Source organism: Streptomyces sp. NPDC023527 (genome assembly GCF_055560115.1).
Genome location: NZ_JBVHJJ010000001.1, coordinates 316,087 through 338,612, shown reverse-complemented (window position 1 = coordinate 338,612; position 22,526 = coordinate 316,087). Strand labels below are relative to the sequence as shown.

General features: G+C 71.7%; 21 protein-coding genes. 7 read left to right on the top strand and 14 right to left on the bottom strand.

Translation table 11 applies throughout. From position 1 onward, the window contains the following. Window positions 1-25 precede the first annotated feature (25 nt). Window positions 26-1,078 carry an aminotransferase class V-fold PLP-dependent enzyme gene (locus ACZ303_RS01500; protein ID WP_467333890.1) on the top strand — a complete coding sequence of 351 codons (1,053 nt, stop codon included), beginning with the start codon at window positions 26-28 and terminating at the stop codon, window positions 1,076-1,078. 94 nt (window positions 1,079-1,172) lie between these two features. Here the strand turns inward: ACZ303_RS01500 and ACZ303_RS01495 are convergent, their stop codons facing one another. Further along, window positions 1,173-2,321, bottom strand: coding sequence for a serine hydrolase domain-containing protein (locus ACZ303_RS01495; protein WP_467333887.1), 1,149 nt, complete (start codon window positions 2,319-2,321; stop codon window positions 1,173-1,175). 187 nt (window positions 2,322-2,508) lie between these two features. Between ACZ303_RS01495 and ACZ303_RS01490 the strand changes: the two genes are divergently transcribed. Beyond that, on the top strand, window positions 2,509-3,702 hold the full coding sequence (locus ACZ303_RS01490; protein WP_467334595.1) for a TerD family protein: 1,194 nt from the start codon (window positions 2,509-2,511) through the stop codon (window positions 3,700-3,702). A gap of 69 nt (window positions 3,703-3,771) precedes the next feature. Here the strand turns inward: ACZ303_RS01490 and ACZ303_RS01485 are convergent, their stop codons facing one another. Both ACZ303_RS01485 and ACZ303_RS01480 read right to left on the bottom strand, forming a co-directional pair. Continuing rightward, window positions 3,772-5,229 carry an alkaline phosphatase PhoX gene (locus ACZ303_RS01485; RefSeq protein WP_467333885.1) on the bottom strand — a complete coding sequence of 486 codons (1,458 nt, stop codon included), beginning with the start codon at window positions 5,227-5,229 and terminating at the stop codon, window positions 3,772-3,774. A gap of 254 nt (window positions 5,230-5,483) precedes the next feature. Next, window positions 5,484-6,980: a hypothetical protein gene (locus ACZ303_RS01480; protein WP_467333883.1), complete on the bottom strand. Its 1,497-nt coding sequence runs from the start codon at window positions 6,978-6,980 to the stop codon at window positions 5,484-5,486. A 220-nt stretch (window positions 6,981-7,200) separates the two neighbouring features. On the opposite strand from ACZ303_RS01480, the gene ACZ303_RS01475 reads away from it, so the two are divergent. Then, a complete protein-coding gene (locus tag ACZ303_RS01475) occupies window positions 7,201-9,057 on the top strand; it encodes an endonuclease/exonuclease/phosphatase family protein (RefSeq protein WP_467333881.1) in 1,857 nt (618 codons plus the stop codon). Between the two features lie 57 nt (window positions 9,058-9,114). Then, a complete protein-coding gene (gene dapA / locus ACZ303_RS01470; RefSeq protein WP_467333879.1) occupies window positions 9,115-10,056 on the top strand; it encodes a 4-hydroxy-tetrahydrodipicolinate synthase in 942 nt (313 codons plus the stop codon). A gap of 58 nt (window positions 10,057-10,114) precedes the next feature. Here dapA and dapD read toward each other — a convergent pair whose 3' ends face one another. From dapD to ACZ303_RS01420, 10 genes are all read right to left on the bottom strand, one after another. Beyond that, window positions 10,115-11,107, bottom strand: a complete 993-nt coding sequence (gene dapD / locus ACZ303_RS01465) for a 2,3,4,5-tetrahydropyridine-2,6-dicarboxylate N-succinyltransferase (RefSeq protein ID WP_467333877.1) — start codon at window positions 11,105-11,107, stop codon at window positions 10,115-10,117. A gap of 98 nt (window positions 11,108-11,205) precedes the next feature. Beyond that, complete coding sequence (locus ACZ303_RS01460; RefSeq protein WP_467333875.1) at window positions 11,206-11,571, bottom strand: VOC family protein; 366 nt, start codon at window positions 11,569-11,571, stop codon at window positions 11,206-11,208. Window positions 11,572-11,798: 227 nt separating this feature from the next. Then, the gene (locus ACZ303_RS01455; RefSeq protein ID WP_467333873.1) at window positions 11,799-12,146 is read right to left on the bottom strand and encodes a metal-sulfur cluster assembly factor; all 348 of its coding nucleotides are present in this window, start codon (window positions 12,144-12,146) and stop codon (window positions 11,799-11,801) included. Next, on the bottom strand, window positions 12,143-12,598 hold the full coding sequence (gene sufU / locus ACZ303_RS01450) for a Fe-S cluster assembly sulfur transfer protein SufU (protein ID WP_467333871.1): 456 nt from the start codon (window positions 12,596-12,598) through the stop codon (window positions 12,143-12,145). Before sufU ends, ACZ303_RS01455 begins: the two co-directional genes overlap by 4 nt. A 35-nt stretch (window positions 12,599-12,633) precedes the next feature. Next, window positions 12,634-13,890 (bottom strand): cysteine desulfurase, encoded by a 1,257-nt coding sequence (locus ACZ303_RS01445; protein ID WP_467333869.1) that lies wholly within the window; start codon window positions 13,888-13,890, stop codon window positions 12,634-12,636. After that, the gene (gene sufC / locus ACZ303_RS01440; protein WP_467333867.1) at window positions 13,887-14,654 is read right to left on the bottom strand and encodes a Fe-S cluster assembly ATPase SufC; all 768 of its coding nucleotides are present in this window, start codon (window positions 14,652-14,654) and stop codon (window positions 13,887-13,889) included. The genes ACZ303_RS01445 and sufC overlap by 4 nt, the downstream gene beginning before the upstream one ends. Before the next feature lie 7 nt (window positions 14,655-14,661). Continuing rightward, window positions 14,662-14,988: a non-heme iron oxygenase ferredoxin subunit gene (locus ACZ303_RS01435; RefSeq protein ID WP_467333865.1), complete on the bottom strand. Its 327-nt coding sequence runs from the start codon at window positions 14,986-14,988 to the stop codon at window positions 14,662-14,664. After that, window positions 14,985-16,166, bottom strand: a complete 1,182-nt coding sequence (gene sufD / locus ACZ303_RS01430) for a Fe-S cluster assembly protein SufD (RefSeq protein ID WP_467333863.1) — start codon at window positions 16,164-16,166, stop codon at window positions 14,985-14,987. Before sufD ends, ACZ303_RS01435 begins: the two co-directional genes overlap by 4 nt. A gap of 60 nt (window positions 16,167-16,226) precedes the next feature. Further along, on the bottom strand, window positions 16,227-17,648 hold the full coding sequence (gene sufB / locus ACZ303_RS01425; protein WP_467333861.1) for a Fe-S cluster assembly protein SufB: 1,422 nt from the start codon (window positions 17,646-17,648) through the stop codon (window positions 16,227-16,229). Beyond that, window positions 17,645-18,475 (bottom strand): helix-turn-helix transcriptional regulator, encoded by an 831-nt coding sequence (locus ACZ303_RS01420; RefSeq protein WP_467333859.1) that lies wholly within the window; start codon window positions 18,473-18,475, stop codon window positions 17,645-17,647. Before ACZ303_RS01420 ends, sufB begins: the two co-directional genes overlap by 4 nt. A 169-nt stretch (window positions 18,476-18,644) precedes the next feature. Between ACZ303_RS01420 and ACZ303_RS01415 the strand changes: the two genes are divergently transcribed. From ACZ303_RS01415 to ACZ303_RS01405, 3 genes are all read left to right on the top strand, one after another. Beyond that, on the top strand, window positions 18,645-19,607 hold the full coding sequence (locus ACZ303_RS01415) for an ABC transporter ATP-binding protein (protein WP_467333857.1): 963 nt from the start codon (window positions 18,645-18,647) through the stop codon (window positions 19,605-19,607). Next, window positions 19,604-20,374, top strand: coding sequence for an ABC transporter permease (locus tag ACZ303_RS01410; RefSeq protein WP_467333855.1), 771 nt, complete (start codon window positions 19,604-19,606; stop codon window positions 20,372-20,374). Before ACZ303_RS01415 ends, ACZ303_RS01410 begins: the two co-directional genes overlap by 4 nt. A gap of 65 nt (window positions 20,375-20,439) precedes the next feature. Further along, entirely contained in the window at window positions 20,440-21,432 is a 993-nt protein-coding gene (locus tag ACZ303_RS01405; RefSeq protein WP_467333853.1) for a COX15/CtaA family protein, read from the top strand. Here the strand turns inward: ACZ303_RS01405 and ACZ303_RS01400 are convergent. Continuing rightward, a complete protein-coding gene (locus ACZ303_RS01400; RefSeq protein ID WP_467333851.1) occupies window positions 21,405-22,451 on the bottom strand; it encodes an amidohydrolase in 1,047 nt (348 codons plus the stop codon). The two genes, ACZ303_RS01405 and ACZ303_RS01400, sit on opposite strands and share 28 nt — an antisense overlap. Window positions 22,452-22,526 lie beyond the last annotated feature (75 nt).

Genomic DNA, 22,526 nt, shown 5'->3' with positions numbered 1-22,526 from the left:
ATCACCACCGCCGATAGTGGTGGACATGGACACCAGCCTGGCATCAGCCCACTTCGCCCCGGAGACCACCTACCTCAACACGGCGTCGGCCGGGCTGCTGCCCGCGCCCGCCGTCGCCGCCATGACCACGGCCGTCGCCTCGGCGGCCGTCGGCGGCCCCGGCAACGTCGACTACTTCGCCGACGTGGACGCCGTGCGCGCCGGCTACAGCCGCCTCCTCGGCGTGTCCGACGACCGTGTCGCGGTGGGCAGTTCGGTCGCCGTGTACTGCGGACTGATCGCCCAGTCCCTGCCCTCGTACGCCGAAGTGATCGTGGCGGAAGGCGACTTCGCCTCGCTCGTCAACCCCTTCCACATGCGGCCCGACCTGACCGTACGCACCATTCCGCTGGAGAAGATCGCCGACGCGATCCGCTCCGGCACCGCCCTCGTCGCGGTCAGCGCCGTCCAGTCGGCCGACGGACGGATCGCCGACCTCGGCGCCATCCGCGCCGCCGCCCTCGCCCACGGCGCCCGCACGCTCATCGACGTCAGCCAGGCGGCCGGCTGGCTGTCCCTCGACGCCGGCGCGTACGACTACACCGTCTGCGTCGGCTACAAGTGGCTGATGTGCCCGCGCGGCGTCGCCTTCCTCACCGTGCCCGAGGACCTCGGCGCCCTCACGCCCCTCTTCGCCGGCTGGGTCGCCGGGCAGGACCCCTGGGAGAGCTGCTTCGGCAAGGTGGAGCGGCTCGCCCCGTCGGCACGCCGCTTCGACGAGAACCTCGCCGTCTTCTCCTACGTCGCCGCCCGGCACAGCATCGCCCTGCTGGAGGAGCTCGGCGTCGAGCGCGTCGGCGCGCACGACCGGGCGCTCGCCGACCGCTTCCGCGCCGGGCTGGCGGAGCTCGGCCACACGCCCGTGGCGGCCGAGGGTTCCACGATCGTCTCCGTCCCCGGCCTCGGCAGTGCCGCGGAGCGCCTGGCGGCGGCGGGAGTGCGGGTCAGCGCCCGGGCCGGCAACCTCCGCGCCGCCTTCCACCTCTACAACACCATCACCGACGTCGATCGCCTCCTGGAGGTACTCGCCCGAACCTGAGCGGTCAGTCAAGCCCGTCCGGCGCTTGAGGCCCCCCGATGCCGGGCGGCCACCCGGCATCGACGGCCCGAACCGCCGCTACCCGACCGGAAGGTCACCCCGCACAGACGTACACCGCCTCCGCCAGCCGCCCAACCTCCGGCGCCGCACCGCCGGGGAACGCGAACCGCCGCCGGTTGTAGCCGAACGCCAGCCCCCGGCTGGGATCGGCGAACGCCTGCGACCCGGCCGCGCCACTGTGCCCGAACGCCCGCCCACCCAGGAAGGGGTACGTTTCCGAGACCGCGGAGAAGCCCAGGGCGAACGCCCCGTGCTGGCGGAGCACCAGGTCGTGCCCGGCGGAGTGGATCTGGGCGAACTCGGCCGCCGTGTCGGCCTTCAGCAGCGGCTCGTGGCCGTCCACGCCGCTGATGGCGGCCGCGTACATCCGGGCGAGGCCGCGCGCGTTGGCCATCCCGCCGACGGAGGCGGGGCCGCCCGCGCGGATGACGCGGTGGTTGGGGAGCGTCTCCAGGGCGGGCGCCTCGGGGTGGTTGAGGTTGAACGCGAGGCCGTAGAGGCTCTCCGGCCCGCCCCTGCCTTCCAGCAGGGCGCGCTTCTGCTCGGGCGTCGGGTCCATGGGCTGGGTGTCGAGCACCCGGTGCTCCTGGTCCTCGGGCAGGCCCATGTAGAAGTCGATGTCGTACGGGGCGCGGATCCGCTTCTCGAAGAACTCCTGCATGGTCAGGCCGGTGACCCGCCGGACGACCTCGCCGGTGAGCGCGCCGATCACCAGCCCGTGGTAGCCGAAGGCGGAGCCGGGGCGCCAGTGCGGGCGCTGGGCGGCGAGGCGTTCGGCGATCAGGCGGTCGTCCGCCAGTTCCTCCACCGTGAGGCCACCCTCGACGCCGGGCAGCCCCGCCCGGTGGGCCAGCAGCTCGCGCAGGGTGATGTGCTCCTTGCCGGCGGCGGCGAACTCGGGCCAGTAGTGCCGCACCTCCCGGTCGAGCTCCAGCGTGCCGTCCTGGACGAGCAGGGCGACGGCGAGGTGGGCGGCGCCCTTGGTGGAGGAGAAGACTCCGGTGAGCGAGTCGGGCCCGATCCCCGGGCCGCCCCACAGGTCCACGACCTGCTTCCCGTCGACGTAGGCGGCGAGCTGCGCGGAGTGCCCGGCCCGCTCCTCGGCGAGCGTGGCCTCGAACTCCTCGCGTACCGCCTCATAGCCCTCGGCGACGGTCCCCTGTGCCGCGATCACGTCCGACATCCCGCACTCCCTGAAGATCAACTGTGTGTCAGGGGCTCCAGCCACGCGGCGCGCGAACTTATTCCTATGACCACACCGACGCCCGCGTGAGCACCCACACAGGGGCCCGGGTGCGGCCGTGCGGGAATTCGACGTTCGGTAATGGAACCGCAAAGCCGGGCCGCTCGTTACCCGTGGCATGACCGCTATGACACCCGGCTCGAACATCCCTCTCTCCGTCGCGCGCGTGACGGTGGACGTCACCGCCCCGGTGCGGCTCGACGTATCGGGCCTGCTGCTCACCGCCGACGGCAAGGTGCGCTCCGACGACGACTTCGTCTTCTACAACCAGCCGACCGGTCCGGGTGTGACGCACCGCGCCGCGTCCGGCTCCACGCCCGACTCGATCACCGTGGACACCACCGCCGTCCCGGCCGACATCGACAAGATCGTGGTGACGGCCAGCCCGGACGCCGCCGGTGCGAGCTTCGCGGGCATCGAGCCGACGGCGACGGTGCGCGGCACGGACGACGGCACGGTCCTGGCCACCTTCACCCCGCCGCGGCTGGGCACGGAGACGGCCCTGGTGATCGTCGAGGTCTACCGCCGGGGCGGCGCCTGGAAGGTCCGCGCGGTCGGCCAGGGTTATGCGAACGGGCTGGCGGGCATCGCCACCGACTTCGGTGTGAGCGTGGAGGAGCCGGCGCCCGCCGCCGCGCCGGTGGCTCCGCCGGTGCGGACGCCCGTGGCCCCGCCGGTGCCGGTGCAGGCGCCGCCCGCGCCCGCCGCTCCCCCGGCCGCCGCGCCGCAGGCGCCCGCCACCGGGAAGATCAACCTGGACAAGGGCCGGGTCAGCCTCCAGAAGAACCAGACGGTCTCCCTCGTCAAGGGCGGCCGCCCGCTGACGCAGTCCGTGAAGATGGGCCTGGGCTGGGAGCCCGCCTACGGCAGCCGGGCCATCGATCTGGACGCCTCGGTCATCGCCTACGGCCCCGAGCGCAACATGATCGACGCCTGCTACTTCGGCAAGCTCCAGATCCTCAACGGCGCGATCCAGCACTCCGGCGACAACCTCACCGGCGAGGGCTCGGGCGACGACGAGACCATCACCGTCCATATGGAGGGACTGCCGCAGGAGGTCACCGGCCTGGTCTTCACCGTCAGTTCCTTCAACGGACAGAAGTTCAACCAGGTCGCCAAGGCGTACTGCCGCCTGCTCGACGCCCGTACGGGCGAGGAGCTGGTGCGCTTCGACCTGACCGGCGCCGAGCCGAAGACGGGCGTGCTGATGTGCAAGTTCGTCCGGCAGTTCTCCGGCGAGTGGGAGATGACGGCCATCGGCGAGTTCGTGAAGTCCCGCACGGTCCGCGACCTGGTCAAGCCCGCGGCCGCCGCCCTGTGACGGAGTAGCCGGCGCGGGCCGTCCGGGGCAGGCCCCCGCCTGCCCCGGACGGCCCGCCGGCCTGTCCGGTCACCGCCCCTGGCGCCGCCACGGCCCGGTGATCGCGAACATGATGCCGGGCTCCTGCATGTTGGCGAAGAGGGTCTTGCCGTCCGGGGCGAAGGTCACCCCGGTGAACTCGCTGTATTCGGGCTTCCGCGCGGTGCCGATGTTGAGCTCGTTGCGCGCGATGGGGTACGTACGGCCGTCGTCCAGGGCGCCGAAGAGGTGCTGGACGCCCTCGCCGTCCTCGGCGATGACCAGGCCGCCGTACGGCGAGACGGTGATGTTGTCCGGGCCGTCGAAGACGCCGTCGCGCTCCGGGTGCTTGTTTACTCCGAAGCGCACCTTCAGCGTCAGGGTGCGGCGCCGCGGGTTGTAGAACCACACCTGGCCGTCGTGCTGGACGGGGCTCTCCTCGCGGGCGAAGGAGGCGACGACGTAGACGCCGCCGTCGCCCCACCACATGCCTTCGAGCTTGCGGGCCCGGGTGACCTCGCCGTCCTTGAACTGCTTGCGCACCGAGACGGACTTCGCGTCGCGGTCGGGCACCTTCACCCAGTCGACGCCGTAGACCGTGCCGGTGCGCGTCGCCCGCGAGAGGTCGTCGACGAACCGACCGCCGGAGTCGAAGCACTTGAACGCCTGGAGCACGCCCGCCTCCGCACCGAGGGTGCGCAGCCGGCCGCGGCCGTGGTGGAAGCCGCTCGGCGGGCTCCAGCGGTAGAACAGCCCGTTGGGGCCGGAGGCGTCCTCGGTCAGGTAGAGGTGGCCGCGGCCGGGGTCGACGACGACGGCCTCGTGGGCGTACCGGCCCAGCGCCTTGACCGGCTTGGGGTGGCGGTTGGCGCGGCGGTCCTGCGGGTCGACCTCGAAGACATAGCCGTGGTCCTTGGTCATGCCGTTCTTGCCGGCCTTGTCCTCGGTCTCCTCGCAGGTGAGCCAGGTCCCCCAGGGGGTGCGGCCGCCCGCGCAGTTCGTGGACGTGCCGGCGATGCCGACCCACTCGGCGACGTGGTCGCCGTGCCGCGCCACCTCCACGACCGTGCAGCCGCCCGAGGCCGCCGGGTCGTAGACCAGCCCGTCGGTGAGCGGTACGGGGTGCGGCCACTTGGAGCGGGGGCCACCCAGCTCGTGGTTGTTGACCAGCAGGGTCACCCCGCGCGGGCCCTCGAAGGTGGCGGTGCCGTCGTGGTTGGAGGGCGTGTACTCGCCCGACTCCAGCTTGGTGACACCCGTTCGGGTGATGACCCGGTAGGAGAATCCACGCGGAAGGGCGAGCAGTCCCTTCGGATCCTTGACGAGCGGGCCGTAGCCGGGCTTGGCGGGCTTCTTCGGCCCGGCCCCGTCCGACGGGGTCGCGTACGCCGTGGCGTCGGCGGCCAGCGCGCCGGGCGCGGTGGCCAGGACACCGACACTGCCGGCCAGCGCCACCCCGGCCCCGGCCTGGGCGGATCTCTTCGCGAAGTCTCTGCGGCTGATGGTCATCGTCGCCTCCAGGGGGCCTGATCGTCGCGGGCGCCCCTATGAGCCGAGCGGGTGAATCACCAGGGGCGCGCTTACGATCCCTCCCCGTGTCGAACATCGGATGAACATGACGCGACATCCGACAACCGATCCGGGGGGTGGCGGGGGGTCACGTACGGATCCCCCGCACCTCGGCCCCTGCGGAGAGGCCCGGAGACGCCGCGCCGTCAGCACGGGCAGCGCACCGAACGGCCCCGCCGTCGGCAGGACGGACGTCAGCCCCGCGAGCGGGCTTTGAAGGCCGCCTTGCGGGCCTCCTTCGCGACCTTCTTGTCCGGGTGCAGGCGGCCCATGGCCTCCAGCACCTCGGCCGTGGCCGGGTGGTCCACGCGCCAGGCCGAGTCGAAGAAGCCGCCGTGCCGGCCGACCAGGTCCGTGACCAGGCCGCGCAGCTCGTCGGAGTCGCCGTCGGCCGCGAGCTGGGCGGCGATGGTGTCGATGGTCAGCCAGAAGACCATGTCCTGGTCGGGCTCGGGGATGTCCGCGGCGCCGTGCTCGGCGAGCCAGACGCGGGCGAGGCCGCCCAGCTCCCGGTCGTCCAGGACCTCGCGCAGCGCCGGCTCGGCCTCGGCGCCGACCAGCGAGAGGGTCTGCTGGCAGGACAGGCGGCGGCGCGGCGCGTCCTCGTCGGCGCCGCGCGCGGCGGCGAGCAGCTGGCGGGCGGCGTCCAGCGGGGCGCGGCGGGCCAGCCACAGGTCCGTCTCGGCGCGCGCGGCCTGCCGGGGGTGGTCCGGGAGCGCGGCGAGGAGCACGTCGGCGCCCTCGTCGGCGAGGTCGCCGACGGCCGGGGCGTCGATCCCGGCGTCGAGCATCCGCGACCGGACGGCGTACAGGCCGAGCGGGGTGAGGGAGACCATGCCGTAGCGGCTGACGTCCTCCTCCTCGGGGCTGTCGGTGGCCAGGCCGTCGACGGACTCCCGGATGTGCCCCTCGCCGTCGACCTCCTCGATGAGGGCCTCGTCCACCGGCTGGTACTCGATCAGGCCGGTCGGCGCGAGCATCCGGAACTGGTCGTCCAGACGCATCATCGCATCGGAGACCTCTTCGAGGATGTCGTCGGTGGGCTCGTCCATGTCATCCGGGACGATCATGGAGGCGGCGAGCGCGGGCAGCGGTACGGGCCGCTCGGCGGCGCCCTCGTCGAGGACCGTCAGCAGGTAGAGGTTGCCGAGGACGCCGTCGAGGAAGTCGGCCTCCTCCTCCGGATTCCAGTCGAGCGCGTCGAGGTCCAGGTCGCCGCCCTCGGAAATCTGGTCGACGATGTCACCGAGGTCCGGAGCGGCCGCGTCGGCCAGGACGTTCTCCAGACCGCCGAGCCAGAGTTCGAGGATGTCCGTAGGGCTGCCGGAGGTGAGCGTGGCCAGTTCCTCGCCCGCCGTGGCGATGCCGGAAGGCGCGTCCTCGCCCGCCGCCTCTTCCTCCGGCGACTCCGGCGACTCCGTGAACTCCACCAGGCCGGTGTCCAGCGCGTGCTGCCACGCCTCGGCGGTGTACGCGGGCCCCTCCTCGTCCCCGGCGAGGCCGAGGAGCTCGGTGGCGGTGCTCAGCTGTCCGGCGAGGAGCTCGCCGCCCGCCCCGACCGGTGTGCCCTCGCCGGCCCAGCGGGCCAGCTTCGCGGCGCGGACGAACAGCGGCGCGGACAGCGCGTCCCGCGCGAGCTCCGCGTCGGAGGGGAGCCGCACCGGCGGCATGGTCGGGCGGTCTCCGGACATCAGGGGGGTCTCTCCTCGTCGTGACGGCCGCGCCGGTCGATGGGGCGCGCGATGCCCAAGCGTAGACGGGTTTCGCCCCGTGCCGCCCGGTTCACCGGCCAGTCGACGGCCGGATGCCCGCCGACCCTTGACAACTCCCCTGGTAACCCAAGACATTGACGCGCGTAGATCTTGCTTTTCGCTCTCCCACCACCCTTGACCGCCCTTTTCGGAGGCCCCCGTGCCCACTCGTGTACCCACTCGCCGCCCCCTGCGCAGGCCGCCCGCCGTCGGTTCCCTGATAGCCGTCGCGCTCGCGGCGGGGCTGCTCACCGCCCCCCAGTCCGCGAGCGCGACCGACGCCGGTGACACGGCGATCCGGATCCACGACATCCAGGGCGTCACGCGCCTCTCCCCGCTCACCGGCCGCCAGGTCGAGCAGGTGCCGGGCGTCGTCACGGCCGTACGCTCCTTCGGCTCGGCGCGCGGCTTCTGGTTCCAGGACACCCAGCCGGACAGGAACCCCGCGACCAGCGAGGGCATCTTCGTCCACACCGGCTCCACGAGCCCGGCCGTCGCCGTCGGCGACGCCGTCCTCGTGTCGGCCACGGTCGGCGAGTACTACCCCGGCGGCGAGCCGGCGGGCCTGCAGTCGGTCACCCAGCTCACCAAGGCGACCTGGACGGTGGAGTCCTCCGGCAACGCCCTGCCCGCCGCTTTCCGGCTGCGCCCCTCCTCGCTGCCGGACCGGTACGCGCCCGACGCGCACGGCGGCTCCATCGAAAAGCTGCCGCTGAAGCCGGACGCGTACGCCCTGGACCGCTACGAGTCCCTGGAGGGCATGCGGGTCTCGGTGCAGGACGCGCCCGTGGTCGGCGCGACCAGCCCGCACAAGGACCTGTGGGTCACCGCCGACCCGCGCCGCAACCGCACCGAGCGCGGCGGCACGCTCTACGGCTCGTACCGCGACCCGAACGGCGAACGGGTCAAGGTGACCTCGCTGATCCCGTTCGCGCAGCGCCCCTTCCCGGTGGCGAACGTCGGTGACGCGCTGACGGGCACCACTGCCGGTCCGCTGGACTACGACAACTTCGGCGGCTACACCCTCCAGGCGACCGAGCTCGGCACGCTCGTCGACCGGGGGCTCAAGCGGGAGACCACGCGCAAGCAGAAGGACGGCGAGCTGGCGGTCGCCACCTACAACGTCGAGAACCTCTCCCCGAAGACCCCGCAGGCGAAGTTCGACCGGCTGGCCGCCGCGCTGGTGACCAACCTCGCCTCGCCCGACGTCGTCGCCCTCGAAGAGGTCCAGGACGACAACGGCCCGACCGACGACGGCGTCGTGGACGCGGGCCAGACGCTGCGGAAGCTCACGGACGCCATCAAGGCGGCCGGTGGCCCGGCGTACGAGTGGCGGCAGATCAACCCGGTCAACGACCAGGACGGCGGCCAGCCGGGCGGCAACATACGCACCGCCTTCCTCTTCAACCCCGCGCGCGTCTCCTTCGTCGACACCCCGGGCGGTGACTCCACCAGCGCGGTCAAGGCCGTCCGCGAGGGCGGCAAGGCGGCGCTGTCCGCCTCGCCCGGCCGGATCGAGCCCGCCGACGCGGCCTGGGCGAACAGCCGCAAGCCGCTGGCCGGCCAGTTCTCCTTCCGGGGCGAGCGGGTCTTCGTGATCGCCAACCACTTCAACTCCAAGGGCGGCGACCAGGGCGTCGACAGCCGCTTCCAGGCCCCGGCCCGCACCTCGGAGGTCCAGCGGACCGGTCAGGCGAAGGTCGTCAACACCTTCGTCAAGCAGCTCCTGGCGGCCGACAAGCGCGCGAACGTGATCGTCGCGGGCGACCTCAACGACTACCAGTTCTCTCCCGCCCTCAAGGCCCTCACCGCCGGCGGCACCCTCACCGACCTGGTCGACCGACTCCCGAAGAAGGAGCGTTACGGCTACGTCTACCAGGGCAACTCCCAGGTGCTCGACCACATGCTGACGAGCCGTCACATCCGTTCCGTCGACTACGACATCGTGCACATCAACGCGGAGTTCGCCGACCAGGCGAGCGACCACGACCCGCAGGTGCTGCGCTGGAAGCCGTAGCAGTGCTTAGCAGTGGCGCGAGCACAATTAAATAGACCTGTACGGTCGAAGGAGCCCATGATCGAGCGACTCGGCTCGACCATGGAGAGTGACACGATGCCCACCAGCCCCTTCGGCCGTACCGTCTGCGCGATGGTGACCCCCTTCACCGCCGACGGCGCCCTCGACCTCGACGGCGCGCAGCGCCTCGCCGACCGTCTCGTCGGCCGGGGCGGCTGCGACGGCCTGGTGCTGAGCGGCACCACGGGCGAGTCGCCGACCACCTCGGACGCGGAGAAGACCGCGCTCGTACGGGCCGTGGTCGAGGCCGTGGGCGACCGGGCGAGGATCACGGCGGGCGTCGGCTCGCCCGGCACCCGGCACACGACGGAGCTGGCACGGGCGGCCGAGGCCGCGGGGGCGCACGGGCTGCTGGTGGTCACGCCCTACTACAGCCGCCCGCCGCAGGAGGACATCGCCGAGCACTTCCGGACGGTCGCCGACGCGGTCGGGGTACCGGTGATGCTCTACGACATCCCCGGGCGCACCGGCACCCGGATCGAGCCCGACACCATGCTGCGGCTGGCGGAGCACCCGCGCATCGCCGGGGTCAAGGACTGCTCGTACGACCTGCTGGGCAGCTCGAAGGTGATGGCGGCGACGGATCTCGCCTATTACTCCGGCTGCGAGGAGCTGAACCTTCCGCTCCGGGCGGCCGGCGCCGTCGGGTACGTCAGCACGGTCGCCAACGTGGCCGGCGAGCTGATGGCGGCGACGCTCGACGCGTTCGACCGCGGCGACACGGCGGAGGCCACCCGGCTCCACCAGCGCGCCGTACCGCTGGTGGAACAGATGATGGCCGCGGGCCTGCCGGGCACGGTGACGGCCAAGGCCCTGCTGGCCGCGCTGGGCCTGCCCGGCGGCCCGGTACGCGCTCCCCTGCGGGCGGCGGGTCCGGACCGGGTGGCGGCGCTGCGGGCGGCGTACGAAGAGGTGGGCGCGCCGGTGGGCGCGTCCTAGCCCCGACGGCCGAGCGCCGGACGGGCCGCGATGGCGACCAGTCCGGCGCTCGGGACCATCAGTTGTGGCTGTGGAGGATCTCGTTCAGGCCGCCCCACGAACCGGAGCGCGGCAGCGCCTCGACCCGGCCGCTGGTGGAGTTGCGGCGGAAGAGGAGGTTCTTCGCGCCGGAGAGGTCCAGCGCCTTGACGACCTGGCCGTCCGGCAGCGTGACGCGCGTGCCGGCGGTGACGTACAGGCCCGCCTCGATGATGCAGTCGTCGCCCAGCGCGATGCCGAGGCCGGCCTCGGCGCCGAGGAGGCAGCGCTCGCCGATGGAGACGGTCTGCTTGCCGCCGCCGGAGAGGGTGCCCATGATCGACGCGCCACCGCCGATGTCGGAGCCGTTGCCGACGACGACGCCCGCGCTGATGCGGCCCTCGACCATGGAGGTGCCGAGCGTGCCGGCGTTGAAGTTGACGAAGCCCTCGTGCATGACGGTGGTGCCGACCGCCAGGTGCGCGCCCAGGCGGACGCGGTCGGCGTCGCCGATGCGGACGCCCGACGGGGCGACGTAGTCGGTCATGCGCGGGAACTTGTCGATGCCGGTCACCTGGAGGTGCAGGCCCTCGGCACGGGCGTTCAGGCGGACCGTCTCGACCTGGTCGACGGCGACGGGGCCGAGCGAGGTCCAGGCGACGTTGGCCAGCAGGCCGAAGATGCCTTCGAGGTTCTGGCCGTGCGGCTTGACCAGACGGTGGGAGAGCAGGTGCAGACGCAGGTAGACGTCGTGCGCGTCGAGGGGCTTGTCGTCGAGCGAGGCGATGACCGTGCGGACGGCGACGACCTCGACACCGCGGCGCGGGTCCGGGCCGAGGGCCTTGGGGGCGGCCTCGCCCAGCAGCTCCGCGGCGCGCTCGGCGGTCAGCCGCTCGGTCCCGGCCGGGCCGGGCTCGGCGACCAGCTCGGGGGCCGGGAACCAGGTGTCGAGGACGGTACCGTCCGCGGTGATCGTGGCGAGACCGGCGGCGACGGCGCCGGTGGTGGTACGGGAAGCTACTGCATCGGTCATGGTCGAAAGCTAACCGGACACGGCCGCCGAAGGCGAACCCGGCCGGCCGGCGAGCACCGCCGACCGCCCCGGCCGGCGCCTCCGCGACCTGCCGGACCTCAGCCGATGAGGGTTTTCTTCGGGCTCAGCACACAGAATTCGTTGCCCTCGGGGTCCTCCATGACCACCCAGGTCACCTCCGGCCCCTGCCCCACATCGGCACACCGCGCCCCCAGGCCCGTCAGGCGCTCCACCTCGGCGTCGCGGTCGTCGGGGTTGAGGTCGATGTGCAGGCGGTTCTTGAGCGTCTTGCCCTCCGCCACGGGGACGAAGCAGAAGCCCGGTGCCGCGGACTCGTCGGCGCCGATGACGACCTCGTCGTCGGCTTCGAAGAGGACGCGCCAGTCGAGGACCCGGCACCAGAAGCGCGCCTGGGCGCGGAGATCGTGTGCGTCGATGACGATGCTGTACAGCGAAGAGGCCATGTCCCCAGTCTGGGGCAATCGACGATCATGAACCACCTTCCGTGCGCATCCCTCCCCCACCCGCGCACCTTCCGAGCCGGCCACCCCGCCGGCTCCGCGTGGGGGCGGCACACGGCGGCCGTACGGGCGACATCCGGACGCGGGAGTACGAGCAGGCCCGCACCACGCAGCAGCAGCCCGCCCCCTGACCTGGTGTCAGGGAACGGGCTGCCGGTGGCGCGGTGCGCTCAGACGTTGAAGCCCAGCGCCCGGAGCTGTTCGCGGCCGTCGTCGGTGATCTTGTCCGGGCCCCACGGCGGCATCCAGACCCAGTTGATCCGGAGCTCGTTGACGATGCCCTCGGTCGCCGACTTCGCCTGGTCCTCGATGACGTCGGTCAGCGGGCAGGCCGCGGACGTCAGCGTCATGTCGAGGGTGGCGATGTTGGCGTCGTCGACGTGGATGCCGTAGATCAGGCCGAGGTTGACGACGTCGATGCCCAGCTCGGGGTCGACCACGTCGTACAGCGCCTCGCGGACCTCCTCCTCGGAGGCCGGCTTGGTGCCCGTCGCGGCCGTTTCCAGTTCTTCACTCATGCGGTCTTCCCTTCGGACAGCGCCTGCGCCGTCGCGTCCTTCCACGCCATCCAGCTCAGCAGCGCGCACTTCACGCGTGCCGGGTACTTGGAGACACCGGCGAACGCCACCGCGTCCTCCAGCACCTCCTCCATGTCGTCGTCCGGCTCCAGCTTGCCCTTGGACTGCATCAGCTCCAGGAACGTCTCCTGGATCCGACGGGCCTCGGCGAGGTCCTTGCCGACCAGCAGCTCATTGAGCACCGAGGCGCTGGCCTGGCTGATGGAGCAGCCCTGGCCCTCGTACGAGACGTCTTCGATGGTCTCGCCGGAGAGCCGCACGCGCAGCGTGATCTCGTCGCCGCACGTCGGGTTGACGTGGTGCACCTCGGCGTCGCCGGCCCGCAAGCCCCGGCCGTGCGGGTGCTTGTAGTGGTCCAGGATGACGTCCTGGTACATCGAATCAAGCTTCACAGTCAGCAGCCCTCGTCGTCAGCCACGGTCTCTGGTTAACCGAAAAAGTTCCGTACGTGCTCCAGGCCCTCGACCAGGGCGTCGACCTCGCCGGGAGTGGAGTACAGATAGAACGACGCTCGCGTGGTCGCGGGAATTCCGTACCGCAGGCAGACCGGGCGCGCGCAGTGGTGGCCGACCCGGACGGCGATGCCCTGCTCGTCGAGGACCTGGCCCACGTCGTGCGGGTGGATGTCACCGAGCGTGAAGGAGATGGTCGCACCGCGGTCCTCGGCCGTCGTCGGGCCGATGATCCGCAGGTCGGGGACCTCCTGGAGCCTGCGCACCGCGTACTCGGTGATCGCGTGCTCGTGGCGGGCGATGTTGTCCATGCCGATCGCCGAGAGGTAGTCCACCGCGGCGCCGAGGCCGACGGCCTGGGCGATCGGGGGCGTACCGGCCTCGAACTTGTGCGGCGCCGGGGCGTAGGTGGAGGAGTGCATCGAGACGGTCTCGATCATCTCGCCGCCACCGAGGAACGGCGGCAGGTCCTCCAGCAGCTCCTGGCGGCCCCACAGCGCGCCGATGCCCGTCGGACCGCACATCTTGTGGCCGGTGAAGGCCACGAAGTCGGCCTGGAGCGCCTGGACGTCCAGCACCATGTGCGGGGCGGCCTGGGAGGCGTCGACGACGACCAGCGCGCCGACCTCCTGGGCGCGCCGGACGATCGCCTCGACGGGGTTGATGGTGCCCATGATGTTCGAGACCAGCACGAACGAGACGACCTTGGTCTTCTCGGTGATGATCTCGTCGATGTTCGACAGGTCGAGGCGGCCGTCGTCGGTGAGGCCGAACCACTTCAGCTTCGCGCCGGTGCGCTGCGAGAGCAGCTGCCACGGCACGATGTTGGAGTGGTGCTCCATCTCCGTGATGACGATCTCGGTCTCGTGGTCCACGCGGTAGGGCTCGTCGGCCCAGCCGAGCATGTTGGCCACGAGGTTGAGCGACTCCGAGGCGTTCTTGGTGAAGATCACCTCGTCGCGGCTCGGCGCGTTGATGAACGCGGCGACCTTGTCGCGCGCGCCCTCGTACAGCGCCGTGGCCTCCTCGGCGATGGTGTACACGCCGCGGTGGACATTGGCGTTGTGCCGCTCGTAGTACGTGTTCAGCGCGTCGAGCACCTGGCGCGGCTTCTGCGAGGTCGCCGCGGAGTCCAGGTAAATGATCTTCTTGCCGTCGTGGACCGTGCGGTCCAGGATGGGGAAGTCCTTACGGATCGTGTCGGTGTCGAGGAGGCCCGGCAGTATCGTCACGCGGTTACGCCACCCTTCGTGCTGTATGCCTCGTAGCCCTCGTTCTCCAGCTTGTCGGCGAGCTCGGCGCCGCCGGACTCGACGATGCGGCCGTTGGAGAAGACGTGCACGAAGTCGGGCTTGATGTAGCGCAGGATGCGCGTGTAGTGCGTGATCAGCAGGGTGCCGACCTCGCCGGTCTCGCGGACGCGGTTGACGCCCTCGGAGACCTGGCGCAGCGCGTCGACGTCGAGGCCGGAGTCGGTCTCGTCGAGGATCGCGATCTTCGGCTTGAGGAGTTCCAGCTGGAGGATCTCGTGGCGCTTCTTCTCACCGCCGGAGAAGCCCTCGTTGACGTTGCGCTCGGCGAAGGCGGGGTCCATGTGGAGGCGCTCCATGGCCCCCTTGACCTCCTTCACCCAGGTGCGCAGCTTGGGGGCCTCGCCGCGGATGGCGGTGGCGGAGGTCCGCAGGAAGTTGGAGACCGAGACGCCGGGGACCTCGACGGGGTACTGCATGGCGAGGAAGACGCCGGCGCGGGCGCGCTCGTCGACGGTCATCTCCAGGACGTCCTCGCCGTCGAGGGTGACGGTGCCGCCGGTGATCGTGTACTTGGGGTGACCCGCGAGGGAGTACGCCAGGGTCGACTTGCCGGAGCCGTTGGGGCCCATGATGGCGTGGGTCTCGCCCTGCTTCACGGTCAGGTCGACGCCCTTGAGGATCTCGCGGGGGCCGTTCTCGGCCTCGACGGAGACGTGCAGGTCGTGGATCTCAAGCGTTGCCATGGGGAACTCAGGACTCCTGGGTGACGGAGACGAGCACGTCGTCCCCTTCGATCTTGACGGGGTATACGGGGACGGGGCGCGTGGCGGGCAGACCGGAGGGCTTTCCGGTGCGCAGGTCGAAGCTGGAGCCGTGCAGCCAGCACTCGATGGCGCAGTCCTCCACCTCGCCTTCGGACAGCGAGACGTTCGCGTGGGAACAGATGTCGTTGATGGCGAACACCTCGCCCTCGGTCCGGACGAGCGCGACCGGGGTGCCGTCGAGCTCCACGCGCTTGGGCGTGTCGGCCTCCAGCTCACTCAGTCCGCAGGCGCGGACGAACGGGGTCTCGCTCATGCCACCGACACTTCCAGCTCGGCCTCGATCTTGCCGATGAGGCGCTCTTCCAGGTCCGGGAGCCCGATCTGCTGGACGAGCTCGGCGAAGAAACCGCGGACGACCAGACGGCGGGCCTCGTCGGCGGGGATGCCGCGGGCCATCAGGTAGAAGAGCTGCTCGTCGTCGAAGCGGCCGGTGGCCGAGGCGTGGCCGGCGCCGACGATCTCGCCGGTCTCGATCTCCAGGTTGGGGACCGAGTCGACCCGCGCGCCGTCGGAGAGGACGAGGTTGCGGTTGAGCTCGTAGGTGTCGGTGCCCTCGGCGGCGGCGCGGATGAGCACGTCGCCGATCCAGACCGCGTGGGCGTCCTGCCCCTGCAGCGCGCCCTTGTAGGCGACGTTGCTGCGGCAGTGCGGGGTGTCGTGGTCGACGAAGAGGCGGTGCTCCTGGTGCTGGCCCTTGTCGGTGAAGTACAGGCCGTAGAGCTCGGCCTCGCCGCCGGGGGCGCCGTAGACGACCCGGGGGTGGAGGCGGACCAGGTCGCCGCCGAAGGTGACGATCACGGACTTGAAGGAGGCGTCACGGCCGACCAGCGCGGTGTGCTGGGCGGCGTGCACCGCGGTGGCGTCCCAGTCCTGGATCGAGACGACGGTGAGCTTGGCGCCGTCGCCGATCAGGTACTCGACGTTGGCGGCGAGCGTGGCGTCGCCGGTGTGGTCGAGGACGACGACGGCCTCGGCGAAGGCGCCGATCTCCACGACCTGGTGGCCGAAGGCGACCCCGCCCTCGCCGTGCACGGCGATGCGGACGGGCTCGGTGAGCACCGTGTCCTTGGGGATCGAGACGACCGAGGCCTTCTCGAAGGAGCTGAAGGCCTGGGCGGCGACACGGTCGACCGGCTTGCCGGCGCGGCCGAGGCGGTCGTCGTCCCGGCCGACGGTCTCGACGATGACGCCCTCGGGGGCGGTCACCTCGACCTTGACGCCGCCGCCGTTCGCCACGGCGGTGCCGTCGTGCAGACCGCGGAGGCGCGCCAGCGGGGTGAACCGCCACTCCTCCTCGCGGCCGTGCGGCACGGGGAAGTCCGCGACGTCGTACGAGGCGGGGGCGCTGACCCGGGCGTCGATGGGCTGCTGGGGCCCGCCCACCTGGATGGCGCCGTCGGTCGTGCTGCCGGCGGGAGTGTTGTCAGCCATGGCTGTCGTCGTGCTCTCTTCCTGTCACAAAAGGGGTCGCTGCGGATGGGGGGACCGGCCTCAGCCGACCGAGCCTTCCATCTGCAGCTCGATCAGCCGGTTGAGCTCCAGTGCGTACTCCATCGGCAGCTCACGGGCGATCGGCTCGACGAAGCCACGCACGATCATGGCCATGGCCTCGAACTCGGTCAGACCGCGGCTCATCAGGTAGAAGAGCTGGTCGTCGCTGACCTTGGATACGGTCGCCTCGTGGCCCATGGAGACGTCGTCCTCGCGGACGTCGACGTAGGGGTAGGTGTCCGACCGGGAGATGGTGTCCACCAGCAGGGCGTCGCAGAGCACGTTCGACTTGGAGCCGTGGGCACCCTCGCCGATCTCGATCAGGCCGCGGTAGGAGGTGCGGCCACCGCCTCGCGCCACCGACTTGGAGACGATGTTGGAGGAGGTGTTCGGCGCCATGTGGACCATCTTGGCGCCGGCGTCCTGGTGCTGGCCCTCGCCGGAGAAGGCGATGGAGAGGGTCTCGCCCTTGGCGTGCTCGCCCATCAGGTAGACGGCCGGGTACTTCATCGTCACCTTGGAGCCGATGTTGCCGTCGACCCACTCCATGGTCGCGCCCTCGTACGCCACGGCGCGCTTGGTGACCAGGTTGTAGACGTTGTTCGACCAGTTCTGGATGGTCGTGTAGCGGCAGCGGCCGCCCTTCTTGACGATGATCTCCACGACGGCGCTGTGCAGCGAGTCGGAGGAGTAGATCGGGGCGGTGCAGCCCTCGACGTAGTGCACGTAGGCGTTCTCGTCGACGATGATCAGCGTCCGCTCGAACTGGCCCATGTTCTCCGTGTTGATACGGAAGTAGGCCTGGAGCGGGATGTCGACGTGGACGCCCGGCGGGACGTAGATGAAGGAGCCACCGGACCACACGGCGGTGTTCAGCGAGGCGAACTTGTTGTCGCCGACGGGGATGACCGTGCCGAAGTACTCCTGGAAGATCTCCGGGTGCTCCTTGAGCGCGGTGTCGGTGTCCAGGAAGAGGACACCCTGCTCCTCCAGGTCCTCGCGGATCTGGTGGTAGACGACCTCGGACTCGTACTGGGCGGCGACACCGGCGACGAGGCGCTGCTTCTCGGCCTCGGGGATGCCCAGCTTGTCGTAGGTGTTCTTGATGTCCTCGGGCAGCTCCTCCCAGGAAGCGGCCTGCTTCTCGGTGGAGCGCACGAAGTACTTGATGTTGTCGAAGTCGATGCCCGTGAGGTCGGAGCCCCAGGTCGGCATGGGCTTCTTCTCGAAGAGCTTGAGGCCCTTCAGACGCAGCTTGAGCATCCACTCCGGCTCGGACTTCTTGGCCGAGATGTCGCGGACGACCTCCTCGGAGAGGCCGCGCTTGGCTGCGGCACCGGCCACGTCGGAGTCGGCCCAGCCGTATTCGTACGTGCCCAGGCCTTCGAGCTCAGGGTGGGCAGTCTCCGTGGGGAGAGTCATGCGGGGTTCCTCCCGGCCGTGCTGGCGGATGCTGTGGTGGTCTCGGTGGTGTGCTGCTCCGTGCCGCGTTCGCTGCTGCGCGGAATGAACGTCGTGCACACCCCGTCGCCGTGGGCGATGGTGGCAAGACGCTGCACATGGGTCCCTAGCAGGCGGGAGAAGACCTCGGTCTCCGCCTCACACAGCTGCGGGAACTGCTCGGCGACATGGGCGACCGGGCAGTGGTGCTGGCAAAGCTGTTCGCCGACCGGCGCGCTACGCGCCGTAGCAGCGTACCCGTCCTCGGTCAATGCCCTGGCAAGGGCCTCCGCGCGGGATTCCGGGGCCCCGTCGGGCAGCGCCTCCAGGGCCTTGCGGTATCCCTCGGCCTGTGCGGCCATTCGAGCGCGGGCGAAGGCGGCGACGGCGGCCTCGCCCATCTCGCCGCCGCCGGCCGCCTGGGCGATCCAGCGCAGGGCGTCCTCGGCGAGCTTGTCGTACGCCTGGTCGAAGGCGTCCCGGCCGCAGTCGGTGAGCGCGAAGACCTTCGCGGGGCGGCCGCGCGTACGAGCGCCGTAGACGCGCTTCTCGCGGGGCTCGACGACGCCCTCGGCGAGGAGGATGTCGAGGTGGCGCCGGACGGCGGCCTGGGTCAGCTCCAGGCGCTGGGCCAGCTCGGCCGCGGTCGACGGACCGTGATCGAGGATGGACCTGGCGACGCGATTGCGGGTGCCGCGCTGCTCGTCGTGGGCGCGCTCCTCCTCGCGGACGGGCCCCCGCGCAAGCACCGCGGCCCCGTCGGCCGCCTGGGCCGCGGGGTCCTGCGAAGCCTCGCTCGCGTATTTCACAACACCATTGTTGCGTAAATCCCGGGAAGGCGACAAGCCTCGTCGGGATCACCCGACGGTGTCCTCGATCACTAAGGGTCACCTAACCGCCACGGTCAAGATCACCGAATGCTCCCGGTCCGCACCCCGGCGGGGCCCGGGGCCGCCGGAGGTTCGTAGACTTCCCGCCATGCGCAGCGTCTCCCCGGGGGAAGCCCCCCGCACCCCCGGCCGAGAGCCCGCGGTCGAGGTCCACGGCCTGGTGAAGCGGTACGGGCCGAAAACCGCGGTGGACGGGCTCGACCTGTCCGTCGCCCGCGGCTCCCTGACCGCCGTCCTCGGCCCCAACGGGGCCGGCAAGACCACCACCATCGAGACCTGCGAGGGCTACCGCCGCCCCGACGCCGGCACGGTCCGGGTGCTCGGGCTCGACCCCGTCAAGGACTCCGCCGCGCTGCGGCCGCGGATCGGCGTGATGCTGCAGAGCGGCGGCGTCTACCCCGGGGCGCGCGCGGAGGAGATGCTGCGGCACACCGCGACCCTGCACGCGCACCCCCTGGACGTCGACGACCTGATCGAGCGCCTCGGGCTCGGCGGCTGCGGCCGCACCGCCTACCGGCGGCTGTCCGGCGGCCAGCAGCAGCGCCTGGCCCTCGCCATGGCCGTCGTCGGCCGCCCCGAGCTGGTCTTCCTCGACGAGCCGACCGCGGGCCTCGACCCGCAGGCTCGGCGCGCCACCTGGGACCTGGTCCGCGCGCTGCGGGCCGACGGCGTCACGGTGGTACTGACCACGCACTACATGGACGAGGCCGAGGCGCTGGCTGACGACGTCGCCATCGTCGACAGCGGCAAGGTCATCGCCCAGGGCAGCCCCGAGGAGCTGTGCCGCGGCGGCGCCGAGAACACGCTCCGCTTCGGCGGCCGCCCCGGCCTGGACCTCGTCTCGCTGCTCAAGGCCCTGCCGGCCGACTCCGCCGCGGTGGAGCCGACCCCGGGCACGTACCGGGTCACCGGCAAGATCGACCCGCAGCTGCTGGCGACCGTCACCAGCTGGTGCGCCCAGCACGGCGTCATGCCGGACCGCATCGCCGTCGAACGGCACACGCTGGAGGATGTCTTCTTGGAGCTGACCGGTAAGGAGCTGCGCGCATGACCGACGCCGGAACGTTCTCCCCGAAGCCCGGCGCCGCCCCGCTCCCCCGGATGATCCGGGCGCAGGCCGCGCTGGAGACCCGGATGCTGCTGCGCAACGGCGAACAGCTGCTGCTGACCGTGGTCATCCCCACCCTCCTGCTGGTCCTCTTCAGCTCCGTCGACATCGTCGACACGGGCGAGGGGAAGGCCGTGGACTTCCTGGCGCCCGGCGTCCTGGCGCTCGCCGTGCTCTCCACGGCGTTCACCGGGCAGGCCATCGCGACCGGTTTCGAGCGCCGCTACGGCGTGCTGAAGCGGCTCGGCGCGTCGCCGCTGCCGCGCTGGGCGCTGATGGTGGCGAAGACGTGCTCGGTGCTGGTCACCGAGGTGTTGCAGATCGTGCTCCTGACGGTGATCGCCTTCGCGCTGGGGTGGTCGCCGCACGGCAACCCCTTCGCCGTCCTGCTGCTGCTCGTCCTCGGCACGGCGGCGTTCTCCGGCCTCGGGCTGCTGATGGCGGGCACGCTCAAGGCCGAGGTGACGCTGGCCGCGGCCAACCTCGTCTTCCTGCTGCTGCTGGTCGGCGGCGGCGTGATCGTGCCGCTGGAGAAGTTCCCGGACGCGGTGCGGACCGTGCTGGGGCTGCTGCCGATCTCGGCGCTCTCCGACGGGCTGCGCGACGTGCTGCGGGACGGCGCGGCGATGCCCTGGGGCGACCTGGGCATCCTGGCCGCCTGGTCCGTGCTCGGCCTGGGCGCGGCGGCCCGCCTCTTCCGCTGGGAGTGAGCCGGAACCGGCGCCGCACGGCCCCCTCGTGAATCCGTGCACAAGCGGGCCTTTACGATGACTCCGTGCCCAAATCGCTGAATCCCCTCCAGGCCATCGCCGACCGCTGGCAGCCGTCCGCGCGCTTCGTCCGGCTGGCGGCGCTCGCCTGTGTGGTGATGGCCGTGGTCATCGTCGTGACGGGCGGCGCGGTGCGGCTCACCCAGTCCGGGCTCGGCTGCCCGACGTGGCCGACCTGCACCGAGGACAGCCTGACGCCGACGCCCGCGATGGGCATCAACGGCGTCATCGAGTTCACCAACCGCATGCTCACCTACGTGCTGTGCGCGTTCGTCGGCCTGGCGATCGTGGCGGCACGCGCGCGTGCCCCGCGCCGCCGCTCCCTGACGCGGCTGGGCTGGGCGCAGTTCTGGCTCGTGGCGAGCAATGGTGTGATCGGCGGCATCACGGTGCTGACGGGCCTCAACCCGTACATCGTCGCCGCGCACTTCCTGGCGGCGACCGCGCTGCTGACGGTCGCGGTGGTGATGTGGCGCCGCGCCTGCGAGGGCGACGAGCAGCCGCGTGACGTGGTGGCCCGTCCGGTGCGGCAGCTCGGCTGGGTGCTGCTCCTGGCGAGTGCCGTGCTGATCGTGCTGGGCACCGTCGTCACCGGTTCGGGACAGCACGCGGGCGACGCCTCGAAGGACGTCCACCGGATTCCGCTGGACTTCCGTGAGGTCACCCAGCTGCACGTGGACTTCGTCTTCATCGTGCTCGGCCTCACCGTGGCCCTGTGGTTCGCGCTGCGGGCCGTGAAGGCGCCCGCGGGGGCGGTCCGCAGGGTGGTCGAGATGTTCGCCGTCCTGATGTTCCAGGGCGTCATCGGCTTCGCGCAGTACTTCAACGACTCGCCCGAGGTCCTCGTCGGCATCCACATGTTCGGCTCCTGCCTGGTGTGGATCGCCGCGCTCCGGGTCGTGCTGGCGCTGCGCGACCGCGGCGAGCTCCTCGTCGCCGTGCCCGCCCCCTCCGGCGAGCACGACGCGCTTCAGGCGACCGCCGCCTCCAGCCGGTAGACCCGGCGCGCGGTGCCGGCCGCGACGAGCGCGGCGATCCGCCGCGCCTCGGCCCTCCGGCACCAGCCCTCGGCGACCCAGTCGTCCATCAGGGCGCCCATGGCCTGGACGAACGACCGGGCGCCGACCACGTACAGCTCCGCCAGCGCCCGCGCACCCGTGGAGAACAGCAGCTTGCCGAACGGCGCCTCGGCCAGGCTCTCGGCCGGGCGGGCGCCCACGTCGGCGTAGACGTGCGGGAAGGCCGCGGCGAGCTGCGCCGCGTGCCGGTGGTGGCGGCGGTCGGGCAGCAGGACGAGATCGGTGCCCAGGCCCGCGGTGGCCCGCAGGAAGCGGGTCAGGCGCCGTGGGTCGGCGCAGTGCAGCTGGACGGGCAGGCCGGTGGTGACGGCGCTCCACAGCAGATGACGGACGATGACGGGCTCGTCCGGCGGGGCGTCCGTGCGGCGCGTACGCAGCCCGCGGGCGGCGGCCCGGCGGACCTCCGGCGGGCCGGGCGGCGTCTCCTCGCAGGAGTGGACGGCGCAGGAGAAGGCGGTGGCGCTCCCGGCGGCCGCGTGCAGCGCCTCCGCCGTGCGGGCGATGAAGTCGGCCGGGCTTCCCGAGGCGTCGATGATCCGCCCGGCGAGCGCTTCGAGCCGTACGACCTCGTGGGCGCGGCCCTCGGCGGCGCGGGCGAGCTCGGCGGGGGAGGTGAGGCCGCCGGGGAACCCGGACTCCAGCAGGAACGTCCCGATGCCGGCGCCGCGCAGCAGCAGCTGTCCGGCGCGGTAGGCGCCCAGCTCGCGGCGGCGGGCCAGATAGCGGACCGGCGCGCAGTAGGGCTCCAGGCCCAGCAGGGGCGGGCACCAGCGGCGGATGGCCAGGCCGGCCCGGGTGTCGAAGAAGGTGGTGCCGGGCGGGGCCGGGCCGGTGGCTCCGGCGGCCGCGGCGAGGTGGGTCTCGAAGCCGCCGAGTCCCAGTTCGCCGTGGACGGCGCCGTGGCTGTGCTGATCGATGAGCGGCGGCATGCCGTCCATCCGCCCCCCTTGTGCCGAGCCCCACCCCGAGCGGCGCGCGTGCGGCCGCTCCCCGGCGGGTCTAACGGCTCAGGG